We start from the raw sequence: 20803 nt of genomic DNA on the forward strand, positions 1-20803 counted from the left end.
CTATGCGTTGTAATCTGTGATAACTACCCTATTTTTTACTATCCACCCCGCCCCATCATAATACAGATCAAGGACCGTAGCCGAGATATTCGTCCCATTACTATTGCTGCCAGGCTCTACGCTCACGTCCCCATAGAATTGCTCATTTGTATCGAAAGACACAGCAACGTTTCCGATGCTTACGATTACAAGGGTGTACGTCGTTCCAAACCATCCGGAAACTTGATCTGTGCTCGTGTCATTGTCATCATCGAATTTTTTGAAAGAGTATGTAGTATTGTCTGATGGATATAAATAAAAACTATTATATGTCTCAGCGTCCAACTCAACATCACCGCTGTCTTCACTGTAAAAGACTTTATCACCGAATTGCGTCACCGCCCCTCCACCGCTCGGCGCGTCGGTAAGCTCGATGGCATCGCCTGCCGCGTTGACCTTGAGCCACTTGTCGGCGGTCAAGGCAGACGGGGTATCCTGTAGGTCGGTGAATTTGGATGCGCCACCGCCACTTGGAGCGTCGATAAACTCTACCCCGTCTTCCGATGATTTGACGGCCACAACTTTGCCCGCCATTCCATCATAACCCGACGGAGTATCCTGGAGGGCGACAAATTGCGTATCGCTGCAAGGCTGGCCGTCCTCCCCATCGTGTCCGTCCTGTCCCACAAAACGGATCGCCGGAGTCCAGCTATCGGTGTCGATCTTGCGGAAGCTGATATAGATGTCCCCGGGGGTGTAACTGTCGTGCCACTCGCTGCCGTCTGCGCTGAAGCGGATATATGCCTCTGCGTCACTCTGCACCGTTCCGGCGATCAAGGCGTCCATATAGGTTCGATAAGCCTGGATATAAGTGCTCACAATGGCTTCGGACTCCTGCTCATACTCGCTGTATTCACGCCACAATTTACCCAAAGCTCGATAGACGACGGCATAGGATAGGCCATCGTCTATGTCGAGGTTCTGCCCCGTCTGCGGTTCCGCCGGGACACGAATGTAGTAGTCGGTCGATACACGCCGAAGCTCAGGAGCTGTACTGCCGCTTGTCTCAAGCAGAGAGACGGGGGCCGCCTTGAGCGCCACTTCTTTCAGGGAGATGTCGAGGGCGAATAACTCGTCATCCTGATCTACGATGTCGAGGGGGTGCGGGATACGGTTCCCCTGATCGTCCTTGGAGTCCGGGGACTGATTGTACTCCTCCAGGGTATTGTCGATGATCTTCTGCATCGTCTGCAATGCGGTATCTACGGTCATTCTCTATCCTTTGCGTTAGATTGAAGCCGCCTGGATTGTGGCGATCTTGAGCTGGGTTTCTGCCTTCATCTTCTCGATGCGCTCGTTGACGATCAGGCTGTTTGCGACGGTCTTTGCCTGCTGCTGTCTGTAGTAAATGTCGGCATAGCGCAGATCGACTTCGGCGCGTTGCAGATTGACCTTTTCCTTCTCTACGGAAATTTGCTGATCCATAAGGGAGACTTTCTTCTGCTCGACTTCCGTTTGCGCCTGCATAAGCGGAAGTTTTTGGGCTTCCACCGCGATCTCTTTCTCCATCAGGGAGAGTTTCTTGTGCATCTCCTCCACCTGGGCCTCCATCAGGGAGACCTTCTTCGCCTCCACCTGCGCCTGGGCACGGATCAGCGGTACCTTCTCCCGCTCGACGTTGAGCTGTTCGCCCATAAGCCCCACTTTCTTTTCCTCGACGGCGACCTGCTTGGTTTTAAGGGCGATCTCCTGATCCATCATAGAGACCTTCTTCGTCTCTACCGCCACCTGCTGTTGCTTCAGCGCGATCTCGGCGTCCATCTGCTCTATCGCTTTATCCTTGAGGGAGAGTTCCTTCCCCTTGATCTCAAGCTCTTTATCGTTGATGGCAATTTGGGAAGGGATTAGCTGCTCGATCTCGATCTTCGCTTTGGCTACTTTTGCCGCGACTTCGTTCTTTCTCGCGGTATCCTCAGCCTGCATCGACGCGATCTTCTGATTGTTTACCGCGATGTCACTATCGCTCTTGGCCTGTTCGATGGCAAGCTCACCCTGCATATTGAGGATTTTCTGTTCGCTTACCGGCCCCTCAATGGCGATTTGCGTCGCGGCACTGATAGCCTGCGTAACAGCATTGGTCGTAACGTTCGTCACAAACTGGGCGTAGATGGAAGCCCGCTCGTTATCGGTGATTGATGTATTGTCCTCCAGGTATTGTTTTACCTGGGCTTCGGCTTTCGCCATCACCGAGTCTGGATCGGAGTTTATGACGTTCATCGTCTGGACGATGGCGTCCTTGTAAAGCTGTAAGTCCATACTCATATCAAAGCTCCTTGATTGTTACGTTTGGCAGAGTGCTGTCTAGTTGGGCGTCACCAAGGGTCACATCTTTCAGCTCCACATCCGGCAGGGTGAGGTTGTCCATCTGAGCATTGTCGAATGTCGAATTGAGAGCACCGCCCTCCATCGTGATTTCATACTCCATCTTGAGTAGGTTCTTGTTCACCAGAAAATGCTTTTTGAGAGCCTTCACCACCAGGGTCTCAGGAGGGATCATCGTGTAGTAATAGCCCCCGCCGATGTCGGTCAGATTGCCTGATGCGATCACGCTACCGTGGATGTCGTAGGCTTCATATGGCACGGTATATCCGTCCTTGTAGCCCAAGACGAAAGACGGAAGCGGATGGCCGATCTTCTTTGCGATCTTCTGTTTGCCTATTGTGGCAATCAGGTAGCCATCGAGAATCGGTGCCGTGCCGGTATAAACGTCGAAACCTCCCGCCGTGCCGTGCTGCATTTCGATAGCCGTCACCTCTCCGGTACTTGGCTTGAGTGCCCGGACTGTTACGGGGAGACCATTGGAGTTCTTCGCGTAAAGAGAAAACTCCCGGCCCCTGGCAATGTTGGTAGTATCAATGCGCACAATCATAAAAAGAGGATAGGGAAGGAGTGGTGTAGAAGGAAATAGAAAAGTGTCGGGCGGAGCAAGCCCCCGGCATTAGTAGGCGACGGCTACCGTGTCCTCTTCGGGTGCGTCGGTGTCGGGTGCGCTCGTGACCTCTTCGGTGATCCGCACGCGGTCGGTAACGACGATTCCGTGAGAGGGGCTTTCGATGGTCAGGGAGTATTCCCCGGCAGCGGGGATAGCGATGGTGCCACTGGCATATTCCCCGGTGTTCCCCACCTGCGTCAATGTTGCGCCGCTTGCGACGTTCGCTCTCAGTTTCGTTTTGAGATACACCTTGTCACCGGCGATCTTCATAATGTAGGCGTATTTTCCGCTTGCGTACTCGATCACGTCGCCCTCTTCCAGGGTGCCGTTGGCGCTGTCGATATGCAGCACCCGGCTTCCATAGGGAGAGGCTGCCGTAGTCGTGGCGGTGTGCGCCGTTCCGATCTCCTCCACCGCCTCGGTCATTCCACCGTCGATCACGGTCGTCTGGGCCAAATTGTCGAGGGGTGCGTAATACACCACAAAATCCGTAGCCGGTGCACCGAAGAGTGTCCGGCGCGTGCTGAGTGCTTCCACAAAGTTCTGGTTTACTTGATATGTTTTCATATTCTGTCCTTTCTTATGTTAATGCTGATTGAGGTCCACATCGACCCACCTATTGTCCGAATACGTGAAGATAAGCCCGTCAACGTCAAAGGGCTCTATGTCGGTTAGGGCACCTGGATCAATTGCATATACATTGCTCATATCGTGAGCGTAGATATAGCTTATCAAGTCCGCGCCTTTTTCTGTGGTGGTCTCAAGCTCTTTCCACGTGCTATCGCTGGCGTCATACAGTTTTCCGCCGCGCGAAACAACCAGCATCGAGATGTCCCTTTCGGATGAATGGGGAGCCGTGAGGAGGGAATACCACGTATCCGGTTCGCCCACAACGTTGCCTGTTTTCCCCGCACCAGCCCATTCAGTCTTCCAATCTTGTCTATTGTTAGCAAAGTAATCTGCTTGCGAAGGCGGCAAAATATCAGATGGCGTTACAGGAGAGCCAGACTTCCAGACCCTTATTTCTCCCAGCGCGTCTCTCTTCTGGACAATCACCCCATAGGCATCAACTTGTGTCCCCCTAACCGCGTAAGCGCCCGGTGTTCCCGTGACAATTACGTCTGAAATTTTGTCGGCGATTGGTGAACTGGCACCAGCAACATCATCTTTTCTAATAATGGCATCGCTATGAGCCCCTTCTTTAACCATCACGACTTCCCCTTCTAGGTATGGCGCAAGCGGAGCCGTTCCACCACCTGTACGATAATATTTCCCGATGCTGTCGTACACATAAATTCCGTGGCTAGTTACTCTTCCTGCGTTGTCAACTCTTCCAACAATTGCCGGCCTGCTAGGGTTTTCTACGCTGAAAATGTATGCTACCCCATCCGAGCATCTGGCTTTCAAAGTGCCACCACCTGCGATTTCTAGAATTTCAAAATCCTGGGGCAGCATTCCACCCTTCTCTCTCTCGATTAGATTGAGCATGGTTCCACTAATTGTGCTGGGGGAGGAGAGGCCGGTTTCAGAGATTAGGCTTCTTCTGCACCATTTCACGGCCCCACCAGACAATAAAAATATATCCTCCCCGACTTTCACAACTTGATCGGCGGCACCGACACTTCCCCCAACGGAGACAGGGTAAAAGACCCCGCCCTGAGCCAGCCCACCATTGTCCAGCCTGTACCAGCCACCCGCCCTTTTACACGAGTAACCCTCTTCACGGACTGTTGACGCGGAGACCTCTACAACGCGGCAAGCCGAGGCTTCCATATAGGTCATTTCATGCTTCCACCCGTTGTAACCAGTAAGCTCCTTGGTTACGCTTGCCATTTGTGTTGGATAGGCGTGCCAGCGCCTAATGTGCGAAAAATCCGGGGGGATTAGGCCGTCAGATGTTGTTTCTCCAGTTATTGGTTGCGTAAGCTTTGTCTCAGGATGTGCAATATTTAAGTCGATTACAGCGTTACCCAGACCAAACTTGCCCGTGCTGCCAGCTCTATCAATATGCTTCGGGGTGATTGTTATGGTGTGGTTGTCGGGGTCCCACTCCCATCGGTAATCGCCGTAGTTTACGTGCCGTCCCATGCTATACCTCCTCTTTGTGAAGGAACCCATCACCTATCGTAATGGTTGAGAATTGGTCGGTTATATCGTTGTCGTCTTCATCATACGCGGCATATGAGACAACGATTGTCCCGTCATCTTTTTTTGTGGGCGTGTATTCAACTCTTATTGATGGCTTGTATGGGCCAGGTTGTGGCGGATCAATATACGGGATATCATCAATGCTCCCATCTGGATCAACATGGATGCCTGAAACATATTTTTCCGTCATTGCGACAGTATCAGCCGCGTAAGAAAAACCACCGTCTGCTCTTCCTGTATCCCACATTCTTGCCCTTATGATCCCGTTGCTGGCCTTGAAGTCATGGGGATCATCGTATGTGAGGGATATATTGTCACCATCAACAATCAATTTCCCAAACGCTAACGCTGCCGGGTCTTGCAATATCCCGTTACGGGAAATGTGCAATGATACATACCCATCATGTGACGTATAATCTATTGTTTCACCGCGTGTGAATGCTTCGATTCTGCCTTCATCTGAGAAAATTTTGTCATATATCTCGCGCAGAATATTGGTGGGGTTTTTGCTTTTATCCTCTGGTATCTGTGATCCGCCGCCATATCCGCCCCATCTGATATTGTTTATGTACGCAGTAGCCAAGGCGTTCAAGATGTCCTTGATAATAGCCTTGTCCTCTGCCCTGATTGCGTGGGGGCAAGTAACATCTCCGTCCGACAACAATCCTTCTCTCAGCATATCCGCCGCAATGGGGGATGGGTTAGACTCTGGTCCAGGACCCAATAGTCTGGCGCCCCTAACCGAAACATCCCTCAATGCCGTTCTCCACCCTTGGATACCGGAGCCAATTATCCCGGCGCTCACATCTGTGCCATCGTATGCCTTTTTGAAAGCACCAACCAGGAAAAGCGCCTCAGTGTTATCGTCCCTTTGATGGGCGATTGTTAACCCATCTGTACTATCAATTGCTAGAGCGACTTCAGAAGATAAGCAGTTGAAGGATGTTTTCCCGGTGGAAATACAGTATCTTGCATATTGTATTTCTGTCAATCGCGCATTTTCTGTGTCCGGGAGTGGTCCAACTTCTTCAATTCCGTTGATTGATACGGGGATACTGGGATCATCGATATTCCACAAATATGCCCCATCTCCAGTACTGGGGGACGGGATATGTATGTTTGATACCCGCGACATGATTGAGCCGTTTTTAAGAATAGCCGCTCCTTCTGGGCTGCTTATTGTCAGTGTCCCACCCGGCGAAATATCCCACCCCCCGCCGGATATTTCAATGTTGTCAGGCAAAATAGAGTAGTCGAATTGATACTGCCCTCTGGAATCGTTCACATAAAGATGAGTAATCCCGCCTGCAATTTTTTCAGGAATGTATAGATCACCGACTAGAGACAATGACGATAATTGCAATGGCGCACCACTTTGAAGCGCCAACGCGAACGCGCCCATAATAAACCTGACGTTTCCTAGGACCGTGAGATTTTCGGGAGTAGAATCATTGGCGGCTATCGTATCTGGCTTGTATACTGCGGCCCCGCCATTGATTCTCAATACGCGTGCTTCACCATACGCTCTGAAAAATTGCACAATCATTTCCGCAACTGTTTCTATTGGTGTAACCCCAGCGTCATAATTCAGGTCAACGTATGGCATTTCTGCGTCAAAGGCTGGATTATCGAGACTGCCGTCCATTGTTGCCCCAGCCTTGCTTGTGACGACGATGCGATGAAGTATATCTCCGTTCTGGATGTGCTTTCCAAGGAGTGTATGAATCCCACCATCGCTCATCCCCCTTATTACTCCAAGAGGAACTGGATTCAGTATTGCACCCATCCCGCCGGAAAAAGAAAAATGGTTGTCAATCAAGTATCTTTCAATCGCCGATACATCCTTTGGAGTATCATCAGAATCAAGCTGTATCTTCCCGGCTGATTCCACGTCAATATGAATATACCCGTCGTTCCCATATCCGGTGATTGAGAATCTTTCTCCTCCCACCATAGACGAGAACCCTGACAAAATCTCTGTCGTATCTATAGCAGAGTTGAGAAATTTGCTTATCTCGCTTTTGGGGACCACTTGAATATTCTCGGCGATTGCGCTCTTGACTGCATTCCCATCTAGCACAGAATCGAATTTTCCGCTCCTTATTTTCCCGGCGGCGATTGTCGCAAGGCTATCTAGCGAAAGCCCTCCACTGACATATTTTTCGAGCTCTCCCCTTATGTCGATAGCAATGCCACCATAGGGGGAAATAAGGCGCTCCATATTCTCTGACGCAATAGGCCCCTCTAGTGCAAGATCGCTGGGGTTATGACTCATATATCGTACGACAAGCCCATCGACTGAATCGACAACGGCCCTGTTCCCATCTCTAAAGAGCACGCCGTAGCTTTCAAACTCTTGTGCCTCGCACCAGAATACCCCAGGCCCGATTGTCCTTAAAAACTCTTCGTGCCAAACGTTCTCCACGATGAGCTTCCCGTTGTCGATATAGGCGTTTATTTCTGGGTATTCATCCAAGATGCCTTGAGAGACAACTACCGATCCGTCAGCTTTTATCTCGATGTACTTGTTTGCCATCTTAAATCACCCCACAGCCGAAAATTTCAGCCTATACCCGGTAGCGACCAGATCATCCGGGACTGTTACCTCAAAGGTGTTGTTTCCTGTCTGGGTGATTGTGGCCCCTGCGACTTCTTCACCATCTGCATTCACGATGCTTGGTTGGAGAATTGTGGGGGCCCTTGATTGCAAATCGGCTATCGCTTGTTTAATATCATCGGTAACACCGGAAAATTTTGCAGATTCGGTTTTCGACGTTAAAACGATATCACCAGTTTCAGGATAGAGCAAAAGCCCTACCTGCTGTTCCGAAATGAGCCCTTTTACCGTGTCAAGTGGGGACGGGCCATTATCCTTCCCATCTGAAACAAAGAACCTCATTGAGACGCCGGAGATTCCATCAGGGAGGAACCCTGCGCTATCTCCCTCTACATACCCGCTTTGGCTATACCCAGGTTCAATATGCTCCGCCTGCTCGTATCTCCCCATTGTGCACCTCCTTTCTGAGTTACTTAGTTAGGATGCGCTGGCGTCAGGAACGGATACTGTTACGTTGTTGTTGCCTGTTGCTACCACCAAAACAAAGTCGTCCCCACTGCAAGACACAGACTGCCCAGAGAATTTTCTGGCCGTCTCATAGCCAGGGGAGTAGAACCATCCAGAGACGTCCTCGCTAAAATTCAGTGTCCCGGAAAAACTTGAGCCACCACCAAGCGGATCATTTAAGAGAATAGCTGCATACCCCATAATCGGGGTGAGAGCAACCTCCTCGCCATCATTAGGTGGCATCTGTGCATTGTTGATTGCGGGGAGTTCAAGCAGGCTATCGTGGGCAAGCTCCTTGAACACCATTGCGACAAGGCAGCTCTCCATATTTGCGTCAAGCTGCTCATAAGTGAGCGGAGCGTCCTCCCTTGATCGCGGGGTGAATCCGAAAACCATAGCAAGCATTTCATTCATATCTCTTGTGGCTGTTTGCCCCGGTGTAGGTGTATGCATTTTTCTTTCTCCTTATTTGTTAGATTACTGTTGCTTCCACTTCGTCGTTGGAAGTGTTCTCAAGTGCTTCGATGCGCACCTCGTGATTTTCGATCTGGTTACTGTTCTCGGTTACGGTTTGCTCGACTGCTTCGATGCGTGCGTTCACGCCGTCAAGGTCTGCCGTGATGAACTCGATCCGTCCCGTATTGGGATCGGGGGTCATTGAATACTTCTGCTCGCAAGGCGGCGCGAAGATCAGCCAAATCTGTCCGCCGTTTGTCGCGTGCCCCTTGGCGAACGTGACCGCCGCAAAAAAGTAGTCGATGTAATTCCCGTTCTCGTCTTTGTTTTCCGGCTTGTCCTGAAAGCTATTCATCAACCAGTCTCGCGCGAAATTCATCGCCGCTTCAAAATCGGCCGAAGAATTGGGCCTTACCAGGACTTCCTTTTTATAGAGGGCCATTCAGTCCCCCTTAGATGACGGCGCCGTCACCACCATCGTCACCGCTGGCAGTCGCACAGTCACCCGTTCCGTTCAGAACATCGTCTTTGGGCTTGCCGTCGAAGCCACAGTCGAGTGCCTGGCGGAAGATGGAGGCCAGGGTAGCGGCGCTGATGTTGGCGATCTGCTGCTTGCTTACGAAGGTGGCATCGGCATAGGCTTGAGCATCTGCCACCGCGCTGTCGTGGGCGGCTTTGGCGGCTTTGGCTACGGAGCCTTCTACCGTCTCGTCACCATTGAGGGTATTGATGGCGGCTTCGTTGGCGTCGGCTTTTGCCTGAGCTGTGGCGGTCGCGTCGCTTGTGCTCTTGATGGCGGCATCCAGTTTGTCGTCAGCGTCTTTCAGGCTTGTGGCGTCGGCGATATAGTTGGCATCGGATTTGGCCGTATAGCTTCCGTTGTCGTTCAAGCCAGCGCCGGTCTCGATTGCATCGACTTCACTCTGGACGGAAGCGATGGAGCCTTCAGCTCCGCCGGTCAGATCGTCGATCTGGGACTGGAGGTTGGCGTCAGCGCTTTGGCGTGCAGCCGCTTCGGAATCCACGGCGTCCTTGACCTTTTTGGCGACGGATCCTTCGACGGTCTCATCGCCGTTCAGGGTCTCGATATCGGACTGAAGCCCGGCTTCAGTTGCGGTAGCACGATCACGCTCCTGTTTGACGGCGTAGGCTACGGAGCCGACGGTGGTCGCATCACCCTTGAGCGTCGCCATATCGCTTTCGAGGGAGGTGATACGCGCCAGATGGTCGCTCAGTTGGGTTACGATGTTCTGCCCTACATCGAACTCTTCGGTATCAGGGTCGGCGTCCAGGAGTTGCTGGATCGTCTGGATCGCGGCCTGAAGCTGGTCGATGTCCACATCTTGGGCGGAAACAACCGCGTTGATCTCCTGGCGAACCTTGTCACCGACTTCCCATCCCCAGTGTTTCCCGATCTGCTCGATCAGGGTTTGAACTACATTGTCTGCCATTTGTATATCCTTTGGTTGTATGTTGGAGCGACACGCTCGCTACGATATGCCGTGGCATATCGGGGCCAGAGTGTCAGGCCGCCAATACGTTTGAGACGTAGAGACTGACGGCTGCTGCCGCCTTTTTCTCATAGCGGTCGGTGTATTTCTTGCTCAGGTAGGAGCAGACGAAAAAGATCACCGCCATCGAAAGTTGCTCGTCGATGGGCATAGAGTCGGCGTCGTCGATGGCTTGCGACACCGGCGGCATCTTCACGTAGTGCTGAACCGTCTTGTATTCGCCGTCTCTCTCCACCTCTTCGGACGGGAGCAGGCGCAGCACGTCCGTTTCCGCCCCGGTGTATTCGGCCTTGAGCTTTTCGGGAACGCACAGCATCCCTACTTCGGTCATCGCCATTTTGAAATGAAGCGGCCTGATCTCAGGGTTTGAGTTATCCCCCAGCAGGAAGCCGGAGACAAACTCTTTGGCTTCCCCGTAGGTCATTACTTCAGTCCTTCGCCACAGGCGAAATAGTCGGGGTTTTTGACCTCAAGGGTCAGGTCGGTGTAGTAGCGCCCGAATTTGGCGGTCTTGTCCGTGGGGACTTCCGTGAACTCGGTCGAAGTCTGGAACATAATGCGGGCTTCGGAGAGCTTGCCCACCAGGATTTTGTCTCTCAGTTTCTCCTGGTTGAAGAGACGGTGAATTTTGACCTGAACCGTTCCAAAGTCGGTTTCCAGCTCAAAGAGGGTGGGGTCGAACTTCTCTTTACCGCTCACTTTGCGGAAGAACTGATCTCCGGCAAAACGGTTGATCGCCCGCTTGACGGAGGTACCACAGATCAACATGAAGCTCTCATCCTCGATACCGCCGCGTTCCCATACCGGCTCGATGATCTCGGAGAGGCTGTCGTAGGTCAGCACGGTGGGATTGCCGTTGGCGTCCTTGAGGTCCTTGCGGTGCTCGCTGGGGATGAAGTGGAAAATCCCGGCCATCCGCGCCTCGGTCGTGTCGCTTCCGGGGACATAGTTGTCGAACACGGAGTCGTTTTGCAGTCCCAGGAGGTTGAATTCAAGGTCCTTGGCGTGTTCCTTGCCGACTTTTCCGACGCGGTAGGGCCACTCTTTCTGTCCGTAACGGGCGGTACTCCGCTCTTTGCGGGAGAGCCCGAACTCGTTTTTCACGATCTGGGTCACATTGTCCAGCATCACCTTGGTGTCTTCGGTGTCCTCCTCCAGCCCGGTGATCTCCAGGTTGTAGTTGGGCTTGGGGTCACGCAGCCGGTCGGTGATCCAGGCGTGCTTGGGGGCGTTCACATCGCCTCGACCAAACCACTTGAGAAAGGGAACCTGGCTGGGCCCTTGCAGGATGATCGAATCGAGAACCGAAGGTTTCTGATTCACGGTGTTGTTGTAAGTGGTCAATGCCATTTCACAATCCTTATAGTTTGATGTATATCGTGCATTTTTTCAGGATTGTGGTGTATGGGGAAATAGAAAAGTGTCGGGGGAGTAGAAATCCCCCGAATTTTACGCGCCGAGAATAAAGGATCCCAGATCAACCTCGTCGGCCTTGCCGGATTTGACCTTTTCGGCCAGGTCGTCCTTGCCTTCGTTCTCTCCCGTCTCGCTGCCTTTTGTCAGGTTGTCGGGTTTCTCGTTGGGCCTGATTGAGGCCAGGGCCGCCTTGTACGCCATTTCCATACCCTCGGGGGTCGTGCGCATCGCCTCGGCCAGCTGAGGGTTTACCGCCTCAAACTTTTTGATCTCCTCTTCCACCACGTCGTCCGGGACGTTGGGGAATTTGGCGTGCATTTGATCTTTGATGGCCTTGGCTTTGAGCTGCTTGAACTCCTGTTCCATCTGATCCACCTTGTCAAGCCCCAGGAGCTTTCTCGCCTGCTCGATCTCTTCGGGAGAGGGCTCGCCTTGGGGGGCGGCGGGGGCTGCCGGTGCGGGTTGGGCGGGAGGCTGCATCGTGCCGGGGTCCGTAGCAGGGGCTTGGGGCGGCACTCCTCCTTCGGGCTGCTGTCCTTGCTGCTGCATAAGCTCCGCGTACATTTCAGGGGTCATAGGGGGTGTCTCTTGCATCGTGTTCTCCTTTAGTCGATGATGATTTGCCAGTCTTTAGCCATTACGTCCACAATCGAAGGGGCGTAGGGGCTACCGCTCTTGCCGTTGGTCATAGTGGGGCGCGTTTCGCCCCGATAGATGGTGACGTAGTGGTGTTTCAGCTCTTTGGGCCATCCGGCACGCCGAACCTTTCTGGAGCGTCCGGCAGCTTCCAGAGCCTCCAGGATGTTCAGCCCTTCTGTTTTCTCGGTCGCTTCATCGGGTGTAGGTTCAGGAACCGGTACAGGGGTATCTTCAGCATTTTCAGGCGTCTTCTGTTTGGGATCTTCGATCTTCGCTTCTTCCTCTTTCACCTCCTCGGTTTTGGGTTTGGTCTCGTTTTGAGCGGGCTTGCTTGCTTCTGCTTTAGTGGGTCTTGGTGCCATTGTCTACTCCTTTTCCTCAAATTCAATAGCTTCGATCTCGCCCCTGATATCGTCGATCATCATAGGGACAAGGTTGATCGCATAGGCGACACCTCTTTGCTGCTCGATCTTCCGGCGCATAACGTGGTCGTCGATCTTGGGGTCGGTTACGGCGTCACGGTAGAGCTGGTTGTACTTCTCCGTCAGCCTCTCCAGGTACGCCTGGAACGCCGCCGAGTTGTGCAGCTCCGTCAGGGACTTCAGCTCCCCCTTGAGGGATTGAAGCTCCAGCTCCTCCGGTACCTCCGTCTGTTCCGTCTCCGGTGTCTCTTCGTTCATCGTCTGTTTCTCCTTTCAGTGTTGGGATGAGTGTTCTAAGCTTGAGCGCTTTCAACTTCTCTTTGAAAAGCTCGTCGAGTACGTCCATATACCGCTTGGCACGTTCCGCATCTTGAAGCTCGGCGGCAAGCTTGACGTTCTGGAGGGCGGCGCCCTCTGCCGCAGCGATGTTATTGAGTAGCAATTCGTTGTTTACCGCCCCTACTCCGGCGTTGATCGTGACGTAGAATCTCAGGTCTTTTGTCCGGTCAAGGCCGTAAAAAATGGGGCTCTCTCCATACTTGTAGATCAGCCGGACCATCCGCCGGATCGCGGGCTCGAAAAAGCTTTCGTTGAGCGCTCGAACGATGTCCGCGATCACGGCGTTGCCCTCTTCGGTCAGGATGGAGACGCCTGTGGCCGTCTGATTGAGGTTGTGCGGGTCGTTGAGGCCCTGGTTGTATTTGGTGATCCCGCTCACCTCCTGCATCTCACTATCTAGGCGGTCGATGCCGAAGATACTGGGGTCGATACGCGGAGCCTGTAGCTCCTTGACCTCATTGAGACTTGAGACGCTGATCTTCGTGCGATTGCTCAAGAGGTCTTTCTCGTTCAGCCCGGAGGTCTTCGTCGCCAAAAATCGCTTACTAAGACTCTCGGCTATCGCGTCGATCTGCTGGTTGCGGGTGACGGTGTATTCCTCCTGGAGGGGAATCATCGGCTCGATGAAACTTCCACCGTAGGCTTCCACCGCGTTGCTCTCATCCAGGCGGACAAACTGAGGCTCGACGCTCCCGATGATGAAGGGAAGGCCGTCTTTCAGTGGCTCGTCAAGCCGCACGAACGCATCGCCCGGGAGAACGGTGGAGACATACCACTTCCCACTCTGATAGCGGTAAACGTCCCGGACTTCGATGCGGCTTGCATCCCCAAGGTCGGCACTTGAGAGGTAACTGGTACCGTCTTCGCTGTCGCCGATATAGTTTTTCCACTTGAACTTCCTCCCAAACTGCTGTCGCAGGTTGCCGATGGTCGTTGTGACCCGGTGGACACAATACTGGATGTCAAACACATTGGAGGCATTGGGGTCGAGATACATATTCTTCAGTTTCACGCGCTCGATACGGAGCTGCCCGTCGGCCCAGTAGATTTTCATAATCGGCGTGCCGTAGATCAATGCGTCCAATACTGAGGGTTTGAAGCGGGTGTAGAGATTGATCCGCTTTGTCGTCCATTCATCCAAGGCTCTTTGGAGCTTCTGCACATCCTTGATGCTTTCCGGGGTCGGCACTTGCGGCGTCAACTTGGCAAACTCCTCGTTCTCGAAGTATGTTTTCATCACGGAGATTGCCACCTTGCGGACCTTGGCCTTGATGATCTTCGGAGTGATATGGCTTTTGCGACGCCTTCGCAGGGACTTCACCGTTTCCTCCGGCAGGAGGTTGAGGTATCCCGCTTCAAGGATTGAAAAGTCGTCCCGGTACAGGTCGAAACCTTTCTTTGCCTCGTCGATCATGCTGAGTATCAGCTCTTTTTTTGTCATTCTTGCTCCTCTCTTATTTTTTTGACGATCCGCTGGACGCGCCGTTCCCCGAAGCCTGTCGCGGCGACAATCTGCCGCGTGGTCCATCCGGCGCGGGCCATATCCTCGATCAGCAGATACTCGACAAATTGGCGGGACACATATACCTCACATGCCCACTCCCGGCTTGCTTTTAGCGCCGATAGGGGGTTGCCAAATAGTTTTAGTGTTCTCTGGAACGCCTTTGGGGTTGGGCTGTTCTTTCTTAGACGCACAGCACGGGGCCGCATATCCAAAGCGGCGGCGATTTGCGTATCGGTTAGCCCGGCTTCCGCCATTGTCTTTATGAGATGTGTTATCGCCCATCGCCGGAAAATACTTATACGCATATCACCGTGACGCAGCACGGCTTTATAAAGCGCCAGCAGATTTCCCCGGCAAAGCTCGCGCACCTGGTGTCTTGAAATATCCAGGCTCGTTACCACGCCGCACCTCCCAGCCCATAGGTTCCACTCACATCCTCCATATCGGCTTCCGGGATGTCGTCGTTCTCCTCCTCGACATAGATCATCCGTTCACACGTCAGGGCGCAGGCGTCCGCTTTGTCCGGGGAGCGGCCCAGCTCTTTTTTGATCTCTTTCTTCTCTACTAGCTGGATCTTTCCGGTGGATGAGATTTGGTACTTCTGGGCCATAAGCTCTCCGACTAGCTCGTCGTCGTCGGGGATTTTCCCATCCTCCAGCAGGTCTTTGAGGTTGTAGTACCACTCTGCGCGCTTGTTGTGATATTTCTCGGAGTTAGAAGCGCTATTCGATCCTTTGACCCCAATCACAATGTCCAGGCCCTTCTCGAAGCAGACTGCCGGCAGAGAGGAGCCGATACCTATGGCATCCACGAAGATCACAGCGGGTTTACGCTTGGCCTGGTTGTATTCGTAGATCAGCCATCCGGCAAGATCGGGTAGGGTCAAGCCGCTTCTGGCGGTGATCTCGTGGAAGTGCTTGCCCTTTCGCTTCGCCAGGACCGATTTGTCGTCCCCAAAGTCGGCAACGTCCAAGCCCCATACTTCTGCCCCGCTGTCGTCCACGATCTCGCGCGTCGTCGCGTCGTCCACCTCTTGCAGCGAAAAGACGGCGTTTGAGGATTGCCGGGGAAACTCCCCCTTGATACGGACGCGGTAAACGTCGCTATCCTCGCCGTATTGCCGCTTTTTCTCTTCAATCCACTCTTTTGATACGTTCTCGCTCTCTTCGGCGTTGAACTGGAAGCACTCCCATTGCCAGCGGTTCTTATGATGGCTGTCATAGAAGTAGCCCTCTGTCCGCGTCGGGTTGGCCGCCATAATGACAAGCGTGCTCTCCCCGGTCATTGCGCCCTCTGCCACCTCGAAGATCACCTGGGGGATACCGGAGGCTTCGTCGATGATAAACGCCAGATTGGTAGCGTGGAATCCCTGGAGTGCTTCGGGCTGATCTTTCCGGGCGGTACGCGGCACGGCGAAGTTTCCGTTGGCGAAGTCGATCTTTTCCGTCTTGACCTCGACTTCGTTCTGGTATTGCACGGGCATCTTTTCGCGCCATTTCCTGATCTCCGGCATCAGCAGGTCGTAAAGCTGGTGTCCGGTCGGTGCGGTCATAGGGATTTTCGCATCTTCCCTCCCCAGCCCCCACCATAGGACGATCCAGGCAAGTAGTGTCGTTTTCCCAGTCCCGTGACCTGAGCGTATGGAGATTTTCTTTTTGCCCTGGTCTATGGCCCTGATCGCCTTCATCTGCTGCTTTGTGGGTTTCGCTTTGAGTATGACGCGCACAAAGAACTCAAGGCTCTTGGCCCCGGCTTTGACGATCAGGATGTCCTCTTTGGTCACGCCGATTTCCTCCATCCGTAGTATTCGTCGAAGCCGTCCACATATTCCCTGAAGGCCATACAGAGGCGATAGCAGCTCTTATTCGATAGCTCGTGCTTCGCGACGGGGGGAATGGCAAGGCCGGCCTTGCGCGCCATTTTGGAGTAGCTGATCCCGCACTCGTGGCGCAGGTACTCCAAAAAGAGATAAGTCCTGGCCTGGAGCTCACTTGGATTCATCGCCACCCTCCTCTACCTCGGCTTCGATGGCGTCGTCAGGCGCTCCCAGCATCTGCTTGATGAAGCCGTCCACTTCCTCGTCGGGGATCTCGGCGTTTCTGAGCTGATCGGTGATCGAAACATTGACGTTCATATCGACCTTCTTGTTCAGCTTGCCCGCGAATTTGAGCGTCGTTTCAACCGCTTTGAGCTTGTCGGCCAGCGTGACCTGCACCACGGCCCCTGTCTCCGGGTCATACTTGATGCTCTTGATCGCATCGGCATAGGCGGGGTCAATGTCCTCTCTTATCTGCCCCGTTTGCAAGTCCAGGATGTCGGCGATATTCGTATTCTGGATGTTCACCAGCTTCTTCATCGCGGAATACGCGGCGTTTTCCATATCCGCTATCCCGTTATCGACGATCTCCTTCAGCTTCTTTTGCGCCAGGGGCTTCGCCATAATCTCGTCGTGGCGCTTCCTGGGGGTATATGGGCCGAACACTTCCCTCAACGCCTTACGCTCGTCCATAAGCTCCGCGAAGCGATGCAGGTACCGGATTTCCATTTTCGTCAGGTAGTTTTTGGCGGGGGGAGTTTTAGGCATAGGCCACCTCCTCTGACTTTATGCCCGTTGCAATAGCGATTGAGCGAAACAGTGCCTCGATCACCGGGACACTCATAGAGTTTCCAGCCTGCTTGTAGCGCTGCGTATCGCTTACTCCAGCGTCTTTGGCGGAATCGTGTGCCCAATCCGGGAAGCCTTGCAGTCGCCAGCACTCTTTCGGGGTGATCTTTCTGATATGTCCATTCTTATGAATCCTCGGACGGTTTCTGATGTCCGAATACATGGAATTGGCTTTGATCGTTGGGGCAATAGTGTCCAAAACAGAACCTATTTTCGAGTTTGCCCAGCGCTCAATCATCGGCTCACCCGGTTCCACTATGTGGTTGTTATGCTCGAAATATGAGCTGTCCAATGTCGGGCATACCCCATCGAGGGCCTTCAGTCCTCCGGCGTTCTTCCCTCTGGGTCTTTGCAGCAGGACGGCATAGGGCAGTCCCTTGTGCATATTGGCGGGTACGGCACTGCCGATTTTTTTAGCCGTGTCGTAATGCAGCCCCTTATCCCAATTCGTCCGCCCGTCGCCGGTATCACGATTCATATACTCAAGAGCCTTGTCGGTCAGGTAGTATTTTTCATCCACCTTATTTTCAAGCACGTCTGAAAGGATGAGCTTCAGGGGGACTTTTTTCGGAAACCGGAACCGCTCCCCGGCGGTTTTGCTTTTGAAGCCGACAAGGAAATACCGTTCCCGGTTTTGAGGGAGGCCGTAATGTTTGGTATTCAGCACGGCGGAATGAACTGTGTATCCCAGTAAGCGGAAGGCCCGCTCAAACTCTTCGCGCGTCTGTCCCTTGTCGATACTCCTGAAGCCCTTGACGTTCTCGAATAGGAATACTTTGGGCCGTGCTTCGTCCACCACCCGGTAGAACTGATAGATCAGCGCTCCACGCGGATCATTGACGCCCTTGCGGATACCTGCCACAGAAAAGCTCTGGCAGGGGGAGCCGCCCACCAGCAGGTCGATATGACCTTGATAGAAGATCGCCGGGACATTATGCACATCGTGATAAAGAGGCTCTTCACCGTAGATCGCGGCATAACTCTTTCGCGCGAACTTGTCGATTTCGCAGGAGAAGACGATCTCGTGACTTGGGAATATGTGACGTGCCGCCATTTCAGGAGCACCGATACCGGAGAATAGTGTGGCTATCTTCATAGTGCGAACCTTTTTGCGGAGTTGATTGAAAAGCCAACTTGCTTAGAGCTTGAAAATTGGTGCGGGGTCGGTGTGGGGTGATATATATGACAAACGGCCACGCGCGGGGGGTGGGGGTGGGTTTTGCTTTGGAGTGCCTGGATCGTTGCCCTCTCTGCCGCCCTCGATCCCCTCTTTTTCGGTGTCTCGGATAGGGCATCCGATGCAAAGCCCCGTAAAATGGGCACTCTTGCGCTAGTGTCGGCTAAACTGTCAGCTAATCCGGCCCTTTTTTGTGCCTCGATGGGCTCCAGGTGATCCGGTCTCGCGTGTGTGCGTGAGGCGTTGCATTTTCTCAGACCGGCCCCGCTCCTCCTCCCGCTCTCCCCACTTAACGCCAAACTCCTAACAACTGGCTCCACTCTTAACACTCCTTCCTTACCCGGTTGACTCAATAATCACCGGGCTACACTTTCCACGTTTAACAACCTATTACACCGGTAACCAAGAGGGGAAAAGCAGAAACGCGGGGAACGATCCTAAACAACAGGAACGCATACTAACCCCCCTGATCCCCCCATATCTGAAAACCATTTTATCATAGTTGACCTATGAATTACAATTAAGCCGCCAAAAATAAGCCAAAACAGCCGCAGAAGGCCACCAGGAGCCAAGTTATAGCGCATTTCAACACCCTAATAAATCCCCATTTTATGGCTACTCTTAAACGAATTACGGGAAATTGACTGAAAACTCATCTGCTTTTATTTTTAATTAAGCTATATCGTGTCATACTTCGCTCAGTTGATTAACAGGTCAACTAATAAACTTTGGAGGCGTAAAGATGGCAACACGAAGTATCATCACAATAGACGGCACGAGGATTTATAGCCACTATGACGGATACCCGGAGGGAATGGCTTATAAGCTGCTGGAGGCTGTGAAGCTATTGCACCCGGAGCCACTGCGGTCCGCGCGACTGCTAAACGCATTCATCGCGGCAAATTACACGAACTGCGACCTCGACGACGTGACCGGTGGCGAAGAATACAGATACACAATCAACACCCAGGAATTAACGATCATCGCGCAAGAGATCGAGATCGGGACCGACAACAAAGAGCTAATCTACAACGGGAAAATCTCCGACTTTATAAACCGAGAGATAGGGAAAGTCGTGATCCAGGAGATCGAAGGCAATCTTTACACCCGCCAGCAGGCCCGCGAGAAATACCTATACCACCTAGAGGATTCCGACCGTGAGCTTTGGACGGATGAAATGCGGGAAAAGTCCCTACAAAAGGCGCACACGTTCAAAACCGCACTCAGTCTTTACGAAAAGGAGGCGAGAAAATGACCGCTGCACAACTCAAAACGGCCATAGCCGCCGGATGCAGGACAGCCGCACAGTTGGCCCGATTTTGGGCCAGGATCAGGAGAAACAAGGGGATCAGATGAAAGCCGAAGTACTCCAAGCCGCTAAAGACGCGGCAGCCTGGGCGATCCGCTGGGCGCTGAGACTTTGGCACATCATCGCCGCCGCCGTGATCCTGCAAATGCTTTCATAGGCGAGCAGATGCAGGAGATCATCATAAGGGGGAGCCGCTACCGGATCAGGCAAGAGGAGCCCCCGGCAGGCTGGGAGCCGACCGCCCGCTATCTCCTGGAGAGTGTGAGTGCGATCCAGGAGAAAAAGCGCGGGAAGATCGAGGAGCGCGAGCAGGTGCGCCGCTTTCTTCGAGCAACCAGCCGGGAAGCGTGTATCCGGTATATAGCTCAAATCGAAAAAATGCCGCTCTTTTCGGTGAGAGCGGCTATAATTAACAAATCAAGCAAGGAGGCATAAAATGGAAGCAATCAAAATTAGCAGAATAAAGGCCCTGGAAGGCGATTTAATCTTCCAGGATAAGGCAGTAAAGGAAGTCGATCTTGGTGATAACCCCAGCGGGCTAATCACGAAAAATGGCGATGTTCTGACATATGACAATATGGAAGTATTGGTAGGGATGGACCAAAGAGTATCTCTCTATGATGTAGAGGGGATAGAGTTTGAAGAACATACTATCCATGATCTCCTTGAATATTGGAACACCTACGCTGAGGAGGTATGAAGCGCCCCTACCCGCTCAACCGCTACCCGTTCGCTCTCCTGCGGGATATGTGGGACGGATTGCGTTGGGTATTTGGCAAAATTATGGAGCTAACCCAAGACAGGTTAAGCAAGAATACGCAGCAAACTAAGGAGAAGATAGGTAAATAGAAATCACCATTCATCAACCGGCTGCCTTCTAAACAACACAACCAAAAGCAAGTAGATAGCCAGTATAGCATTAAGTACGATTGACATTACACTATACTCCGTCAAGTGCCCAACGGTAAAATATTCAAGCAGCGGATAAGCGATAAACGCCAAAACGATGTTTTGCGACAAGGCGGAAAGAACAAGCGCAGCGACGGCGGCAGCGATCACATTATGCCAGATATAGGTATAGGTTCCTACCGCATAAACAATAAAGAGGGCCGCATTTATAATAAATGCCACAATCATAGCCATAAGAAATCCTTTCTTTTAAGGCTATCAAATGTTTACTGA

Annotated in this window: 24 protein-coding genes; 3 read left to right on the forward strand and 21 right to left on the reverse strand. The window is 52.7% G+C overall.

Going from position 1 to position 20803, the window contains the following annotated elements:
- The 20 genes from NITSA_RS05900 to dcm form a co-directional block, all read right to left on the reverse strand.
- Complete coding sequence (locus tag NITSA_RS05900; protein ID WP_013554105.1) at positions 1 to 1251, reverse strand: hypothetical protein; 1251 nt, start codon at positions 1249 to 1251, stop codon at positions 1 to 3.
- Positions 1252 to 1266: 15 nt separating this feature from the next.
- On the reverse strand, positions 1267 to 2301 hold the full coding sequence (locus NITSA_RS05905) for a coiled-coil domain-containing protein (protein WP_013554106.1): 1035 nt from the start codon (positions 2299 to 2301) through the stop codon (positions 1267 to 1269).
- Between the two features lies 1 nt (position 2302).
- Positions 2303 to 2908: a hypothetical protein gene (locus NITSA_RS05910; protein ID WP_013554107.1), complete on the reverse strand. Its 606-nt coding sequence runs from the start codon at positions 2906 to 2908 to the stop codon at positions 2303 to 2305.
- 69 nt (positions 2909 to 2977) lie between these two features.
- On the reverse strand, positions 2978 to 3538 hold the full coding sequence (locus NITSA_RS05915) for a hypothetical protein (protein WP_013554108.1): 561 nt from the start codon (positions 3536 to 3538) through the stop codon (positions 2978 to 2980).
- 18 nt (positions 3539 to 3556) lie between these two features.
- Positions 3557 to 5059 (reverse strand): hypothetical protein, encoded by a 1503-nt coding sequence (locus NITSA_RS05920; RefSeq protein ID WP_013554109.1) that lies wholly within the window; start codon positions 5057 to 5059, stop codon positions 3557 to 3559.
- A gap of 1 nt (position 5060) precedes the next feature.
- Positions 5061 to 7655, reverse strand: a complete 2595-nt coding sequence (locus NITSA_RS05925; protein ID WP_013554110.1) for a hypothetical protein — start codon at positions 7653 to 7655, stop codon at positions 5061 to 5063.
- Between the two features lie 6 nt (positions 7656 to 7661).
- Entirely contained in the window at positions 7662 to 8126 is a 465-nt protein-coding gene (locus tag NITSA_RS05930; protein ID WP_013554111.1) for a hypothetical protein, read from the reverse strand.
- A gap of 27 nt (positions 8127 to 8153) precedes the next feature.
- Positions 8154 to 8636: a hypothetical protein gene (locus NITSA_RS05935; protein WP_013554112.1), complete on the reverse strand. Its 483-nt coding sequence runs from the start codon at positions 8634 to 8636 to the stop codon at positions 8154 to 8156.
- Positions 8637 to 8655: 19 nt separating this feature from the next.
- Complete coding sequence (locus NITSA_RS05940; RefSeq protein ID WP_013554113.1) at positions 8656 to 9081, reverse strand: hypothetical protein; 426 nt, start codon at positions 9079 to 9081, stop codon at positions 8656 to 8658.
- A 10-nt stretch (positions 9082 to 9091) separates the two neighbouring features.
- Positions 9092 to 10090, reverse strand: a complete 999-nt coding sequence (locus NITSA_RS05945; protein ID WP_013554114.1) for a hypothetical protein — start codon at positions 10088 to 10090, stop codon at positions 9092 to 9094.
- Positions 10091 to 10163: 73 nt separating this feature from the next.
- Positions 10164 to 10574: a hypothetical protein gene (locus NITSA_RS05950; RefSeq protein WP_013554115.1), complete on the reverse strand. Its 411-nt coding sequence runs from the start codon at positions 10572 to 10574 to the stop codon at positions 10164 to 10166.
- Positions 10574 to 11500 carry an SU10 major capsid protein gene (locus NITSA_RS05955; RefSeq protein ID WP_013554116.1) on the reverse strand — a complete coding sequence of 309 codons (927 nt, stop codon included), beginning with the start codon at positions 11498 to 11500 and terminating at the stop codon, positions 10574 to 10576. The genes NITSA_RS05950 and NITSA_RS05955 overlap by 1 nt, the downstream gene beginning before the upstream one ends.
- A 99-nt stretch (positions 11501 to 11599) precedes the next feature.
- Positions 11600 to 12160, reverse strand: coding sequence for a hypothetical protein (locus NITSA_RS05960; RefSeq protein ID WP_013554117.1), 561 nt, complete (start codon positions 12158 to 12160; stop codon positions 11600 to 11602).
- A gap of 11 nt (positions 12161 to 12171) precedes the next feature.
- On the reverse strand, positions 12172 to 12567 hold the full coding sequence (locus NITSA_RS05965; RefSeq protein WP_013554118.1) for a Thoeris anti-defense Tad2 family protein: 396 nt from the start codon (positions 12565 to 12567) through the stop codon (positions 12172 to 12174).
- 154 nt (positions 12568 to 12721) lie between these two features.
- On the reverse strand, positions 12722 to 14407 hold the full coding sequence (locus NITSA_RS05970) for a portal protein (RefSeq protein ID WP_013554119.1): 1686 nt from the start codon (positions 14405 to 14407) through the stop codon (positions 12722 to 12724).
- Entirely contained in the window at positions 14404 to 14547 is a 144-nt protein-coding gene (locus NITSA_RS11405) for a helix-turn-helix domain-containing protein (RefSeq protein WP_169308532.1), read from the reverse strand. The genes NITSA_RS05970 and NITSA_RS11405 overlap by 4 nt, the downstream gene beginning before the upstream one ends.
- 317 nt (positions 14548 to 14864) lie before the next feature.
- Positions 14865 to 16253 carry a terminase large subunit domain-containing protein gene (locus NITSA_RS05980; protein WP_013554121.1) on the reverse strand — a complete coding sequence of 463 codons (1389 nt, stop codon included), beginning with the start codon at positions 16251 to 16253 and terminating at the stop codon, positions 14865 to 14867.
- Positions 16250 to 16471: a winged helix-turn-helix domain-containing protein gene (locus NITSA_RS05985; protein WP_013554122.1), complete on the reverse strand. Its 222-nt coding sequence runs from the start codon at positions 16469 to 16471 to the stop codon at positions 16250 to 16252. Before NITSA_RS05985 ends, NITSA_RS05980 begins: the two co-directional genes overlap by 4 nt.
- The gene (locus NITSA_RS05990; protein ID WP_013554123.1) at positions 16458 to 17054 is read right to left on the reverse strand and encodes a hypothetical protein; all 597 of its coding nucleotides are present in this window, start codon (positions 17052 to 17054) and stop codon (positions 16458 to 16460) included. Before NITSA_RS05990 ends, NITSA_RS05985 begins: the two co-directional genes overlap by 14 nt.
- On the reverse strand, positions 17047 to 18231 hold the full coding sequence (dcm, locus tag NITSA_RS05995) for a DNA (cytosine-5-)-methyltransferase (protein WP_013554124.1): 1185 nt from the start codon (positions 18229 to 18231) through the stop codon (positions 17047 to 17049). The genes NITSA_RS05990 and dcm overlap by 8 nt, the downstream gene beginning before the upstream one ends.
- 823 nt (positions 18232 to 19054) lie before the next feature.
- On the opposite strand from dcm, the gene NITSA_RS06005 reads away from it, so the two are divergent.
- The 3 genes from NITSA_RS06005 to NITSA_RS06015 all read left to right on the forward strand — a co-directional run bounded on the left by NITSA_RS06005 (position 19055) and on the right by NITSA_RS06015 (position 20321).
- A complete protein-coding gene (locus NITSA_RS06005; protein WP_013554125.1) occupies positions 19055 to 19567 on the forward strand; it encodes a hypothetical protein in 513 nt (170 codons plus the stop codon).
- A gap of 219 nt (positions 19568 to 19786) precedes the next feature.
- A complete protein-coding gene (locus NITSA_RS06010; protein ID WP_013554127.1) occupies positions 19787 to 20056 on the forward strand; it encodes a hypothetical protein in 270 nt (89 codons plus the stop codon).
- Between the two features lies 1 nt (position 20057).
- Positions 20058 to 20321, forward strand: coding sequence for a hypothetical protein (locus NITSA_RS06015; RefSeq protein ID WP_013554128.1), 264 nt, complete (start codon positions 20058 to 20060; stop codon positions 20319 to 20321).
- Between the two features lie 152 nt (positions 20322 to 20473).
- Here NITSA_RS06015 and NITSA_RS06020 read toward each other — a convergent pair whose 3' ends face one another.
- Positions 20474 to 20764 carry a hypothetical protein gene (locus NITSA_RS06020; RefSeq protein WP_013554130.1) on the reverse strand — a complete coding sequence of 97 codons (291 nt, stop codon included), beginning with the start codon at positions 20762 to 20764 and terminating at the stop codon, positions 20474 to 20476.
- Positions 20765 to 20803 lie beyond the last annotated feature (39 nt).

Source organism: Nitratifractor salsuginis DSM 16511 (genome assembly GCF_000186245.1).
Lineage (GTDB): Bacteria > Campylobacterota > Campylobacteria > Campylobacterales > Sulfurovaceae > Nitratifractor > Nitratifractor salsuginis.

Coding starts and splice junctions, on each gene's coding strand:
- dcm (WP_013554124.1), bottom strand. CDS start 18,231: ATGAAGATAGCCACACTATTCTCCGGTATCGGTGCTCCTGAAATGGCG.
- NITSA_RS05910 (WP_013554107.1), bottom strand. CDS start 2,908: ATGATTGTGCGCATTGATACTACCAACATTGCCAGGGGCCGGGAGTTT.
- NITSA_RS05960 (WP_013554117.1), bottom strand. CDS start 12,160: ATGCAAGAGACACCCCCTATGACCCCTGAAATGTACGCGGAGCTTATG.
- NITSA_RS06010 (WP_013554127.1), top strand. CDS start 19,787: ATGCAGGAGATCATCATAAGGGGGAGCCGCTACCGGATCAGGCAAGAG.
- NITSA_RS06015 (WP_013554128.1), top strand. CDS start 20,058: ATGGAAGCAATCAAAATTAGCAGAATAAAGGCCCTGGAAGGCGATTTA.
- NITSA_RS05900 (WP_013554105.1), bottom strand. CDS start 1,251: ATGACCGTAGATACCGCATTGCAGACGATGCAGAAGATCATCGACAAT.
- NITSA_RS05905 (WP_013554106.1), bottom strand. CDS start 2,301: ATGAGTATGGACTTACAGCTTTACAAGGACGCCATCGTCCAGACGATG.
- NITSA_RS05985 (WP_013554122.1), bottom strand. CDS start 16,471: ATGAATCCAAGTGAGCTCCAGGCCAGGACTTATCTCTTTTTGGAGTAC.
- NITSA_RS05970 (WP_013554119.1), bottom strand. CDS start 14,407: ATGACAAAAAAAGAGCTGATACTCAGCATGATCGACGAGGCAAAGAAA.
- NITSA_RS05940 (WP_013554113.1), bottom strand. CDS start 9,081: ATGGCCCTCTATAAAAAGGAAGTCCTGGTAAGGCCCAATTCTTCGGCC.
- NITSA_RS05920 (WP_013554109.1), bottom strand. CDS start 5,059: ATGGGACGGCACGTAAACTACGGCGATTACCGATGGGAGTGGGACCCC.
- NITSA_RS05925 (WP_013554110.1), bottom strand. CDS start 7,655: ATGGCAAACAAGTACATCGAGATAAAAGCTGACGGATCGGTAGTTGTC.
- NITSA_RS06005 (WP_013554125.1), top strand. CDS start 19,055: ATGGCAACACGAAGTATCATCACAATAGACGGCACGAGGATTTATAGC.
- NITSA_RS05950 (WP_013554115.1), bottom strand. CDS start 10,574: ATGACCTACGGGGAAGCCAAAGAGTTTGTCTCCGGCTTCCTGCTGGGG.
- NITSA_RS06020 (WP_013554130.1), bottom strand. CDS start 20,764: ATGGCTATGATTGTGGCATTTATTATAAATGCGGCCCTCTTTATTGTT.
- NITSA_RS05955 (WP_013554116.1), bottom strand. CDS start 11,500: ATGGCATTGACCACTTACAACAACACCGTGAATCAGAAACCTTCGGTT.
- NITSA_RS05965 (WP_013554118.1), bottom strand. CDS start 12,567: ATGGCACCAAGACCCACTAAAGCAGAAGCAAGCAAGCCCGCTCAAAAC.
- NITSA_RS05935 (WP_013554112.1), bottom strand. CDS start 8,636: ATGCATACACCTACACCGGGGCAAACAGCCACAAGAGATATGAATGAA.
- NITSA_RS05930 (WP_013554111.1), bottom strand. CDS start 8,126: ATGGGGAGATACGAGCAGGCGGAGCATATTGAACCTGGGTATAGCCAA.
- NITSA_RS05915 (WP_013554108.1), bottom strand. CDS start 3,538: ATGAAAACATATCAAGTAAACCAGAACTTTGTGGAAGCACTCAGCACG.
- NITSA_RS05990 (WP_013554123.1), bottom strand. CDS start 17,054: ATGCCTAAAACTCCCCCCGCCAAAAACTACCTGACGAAAATGGAAATC.
- NITSA_RS05945 (WP_013554114.1), bottom strand. CDS start 10,090: ATGGCAGACAATGTAGTTCAAACCCTGATCGAGCAGATCGGGAAACAC.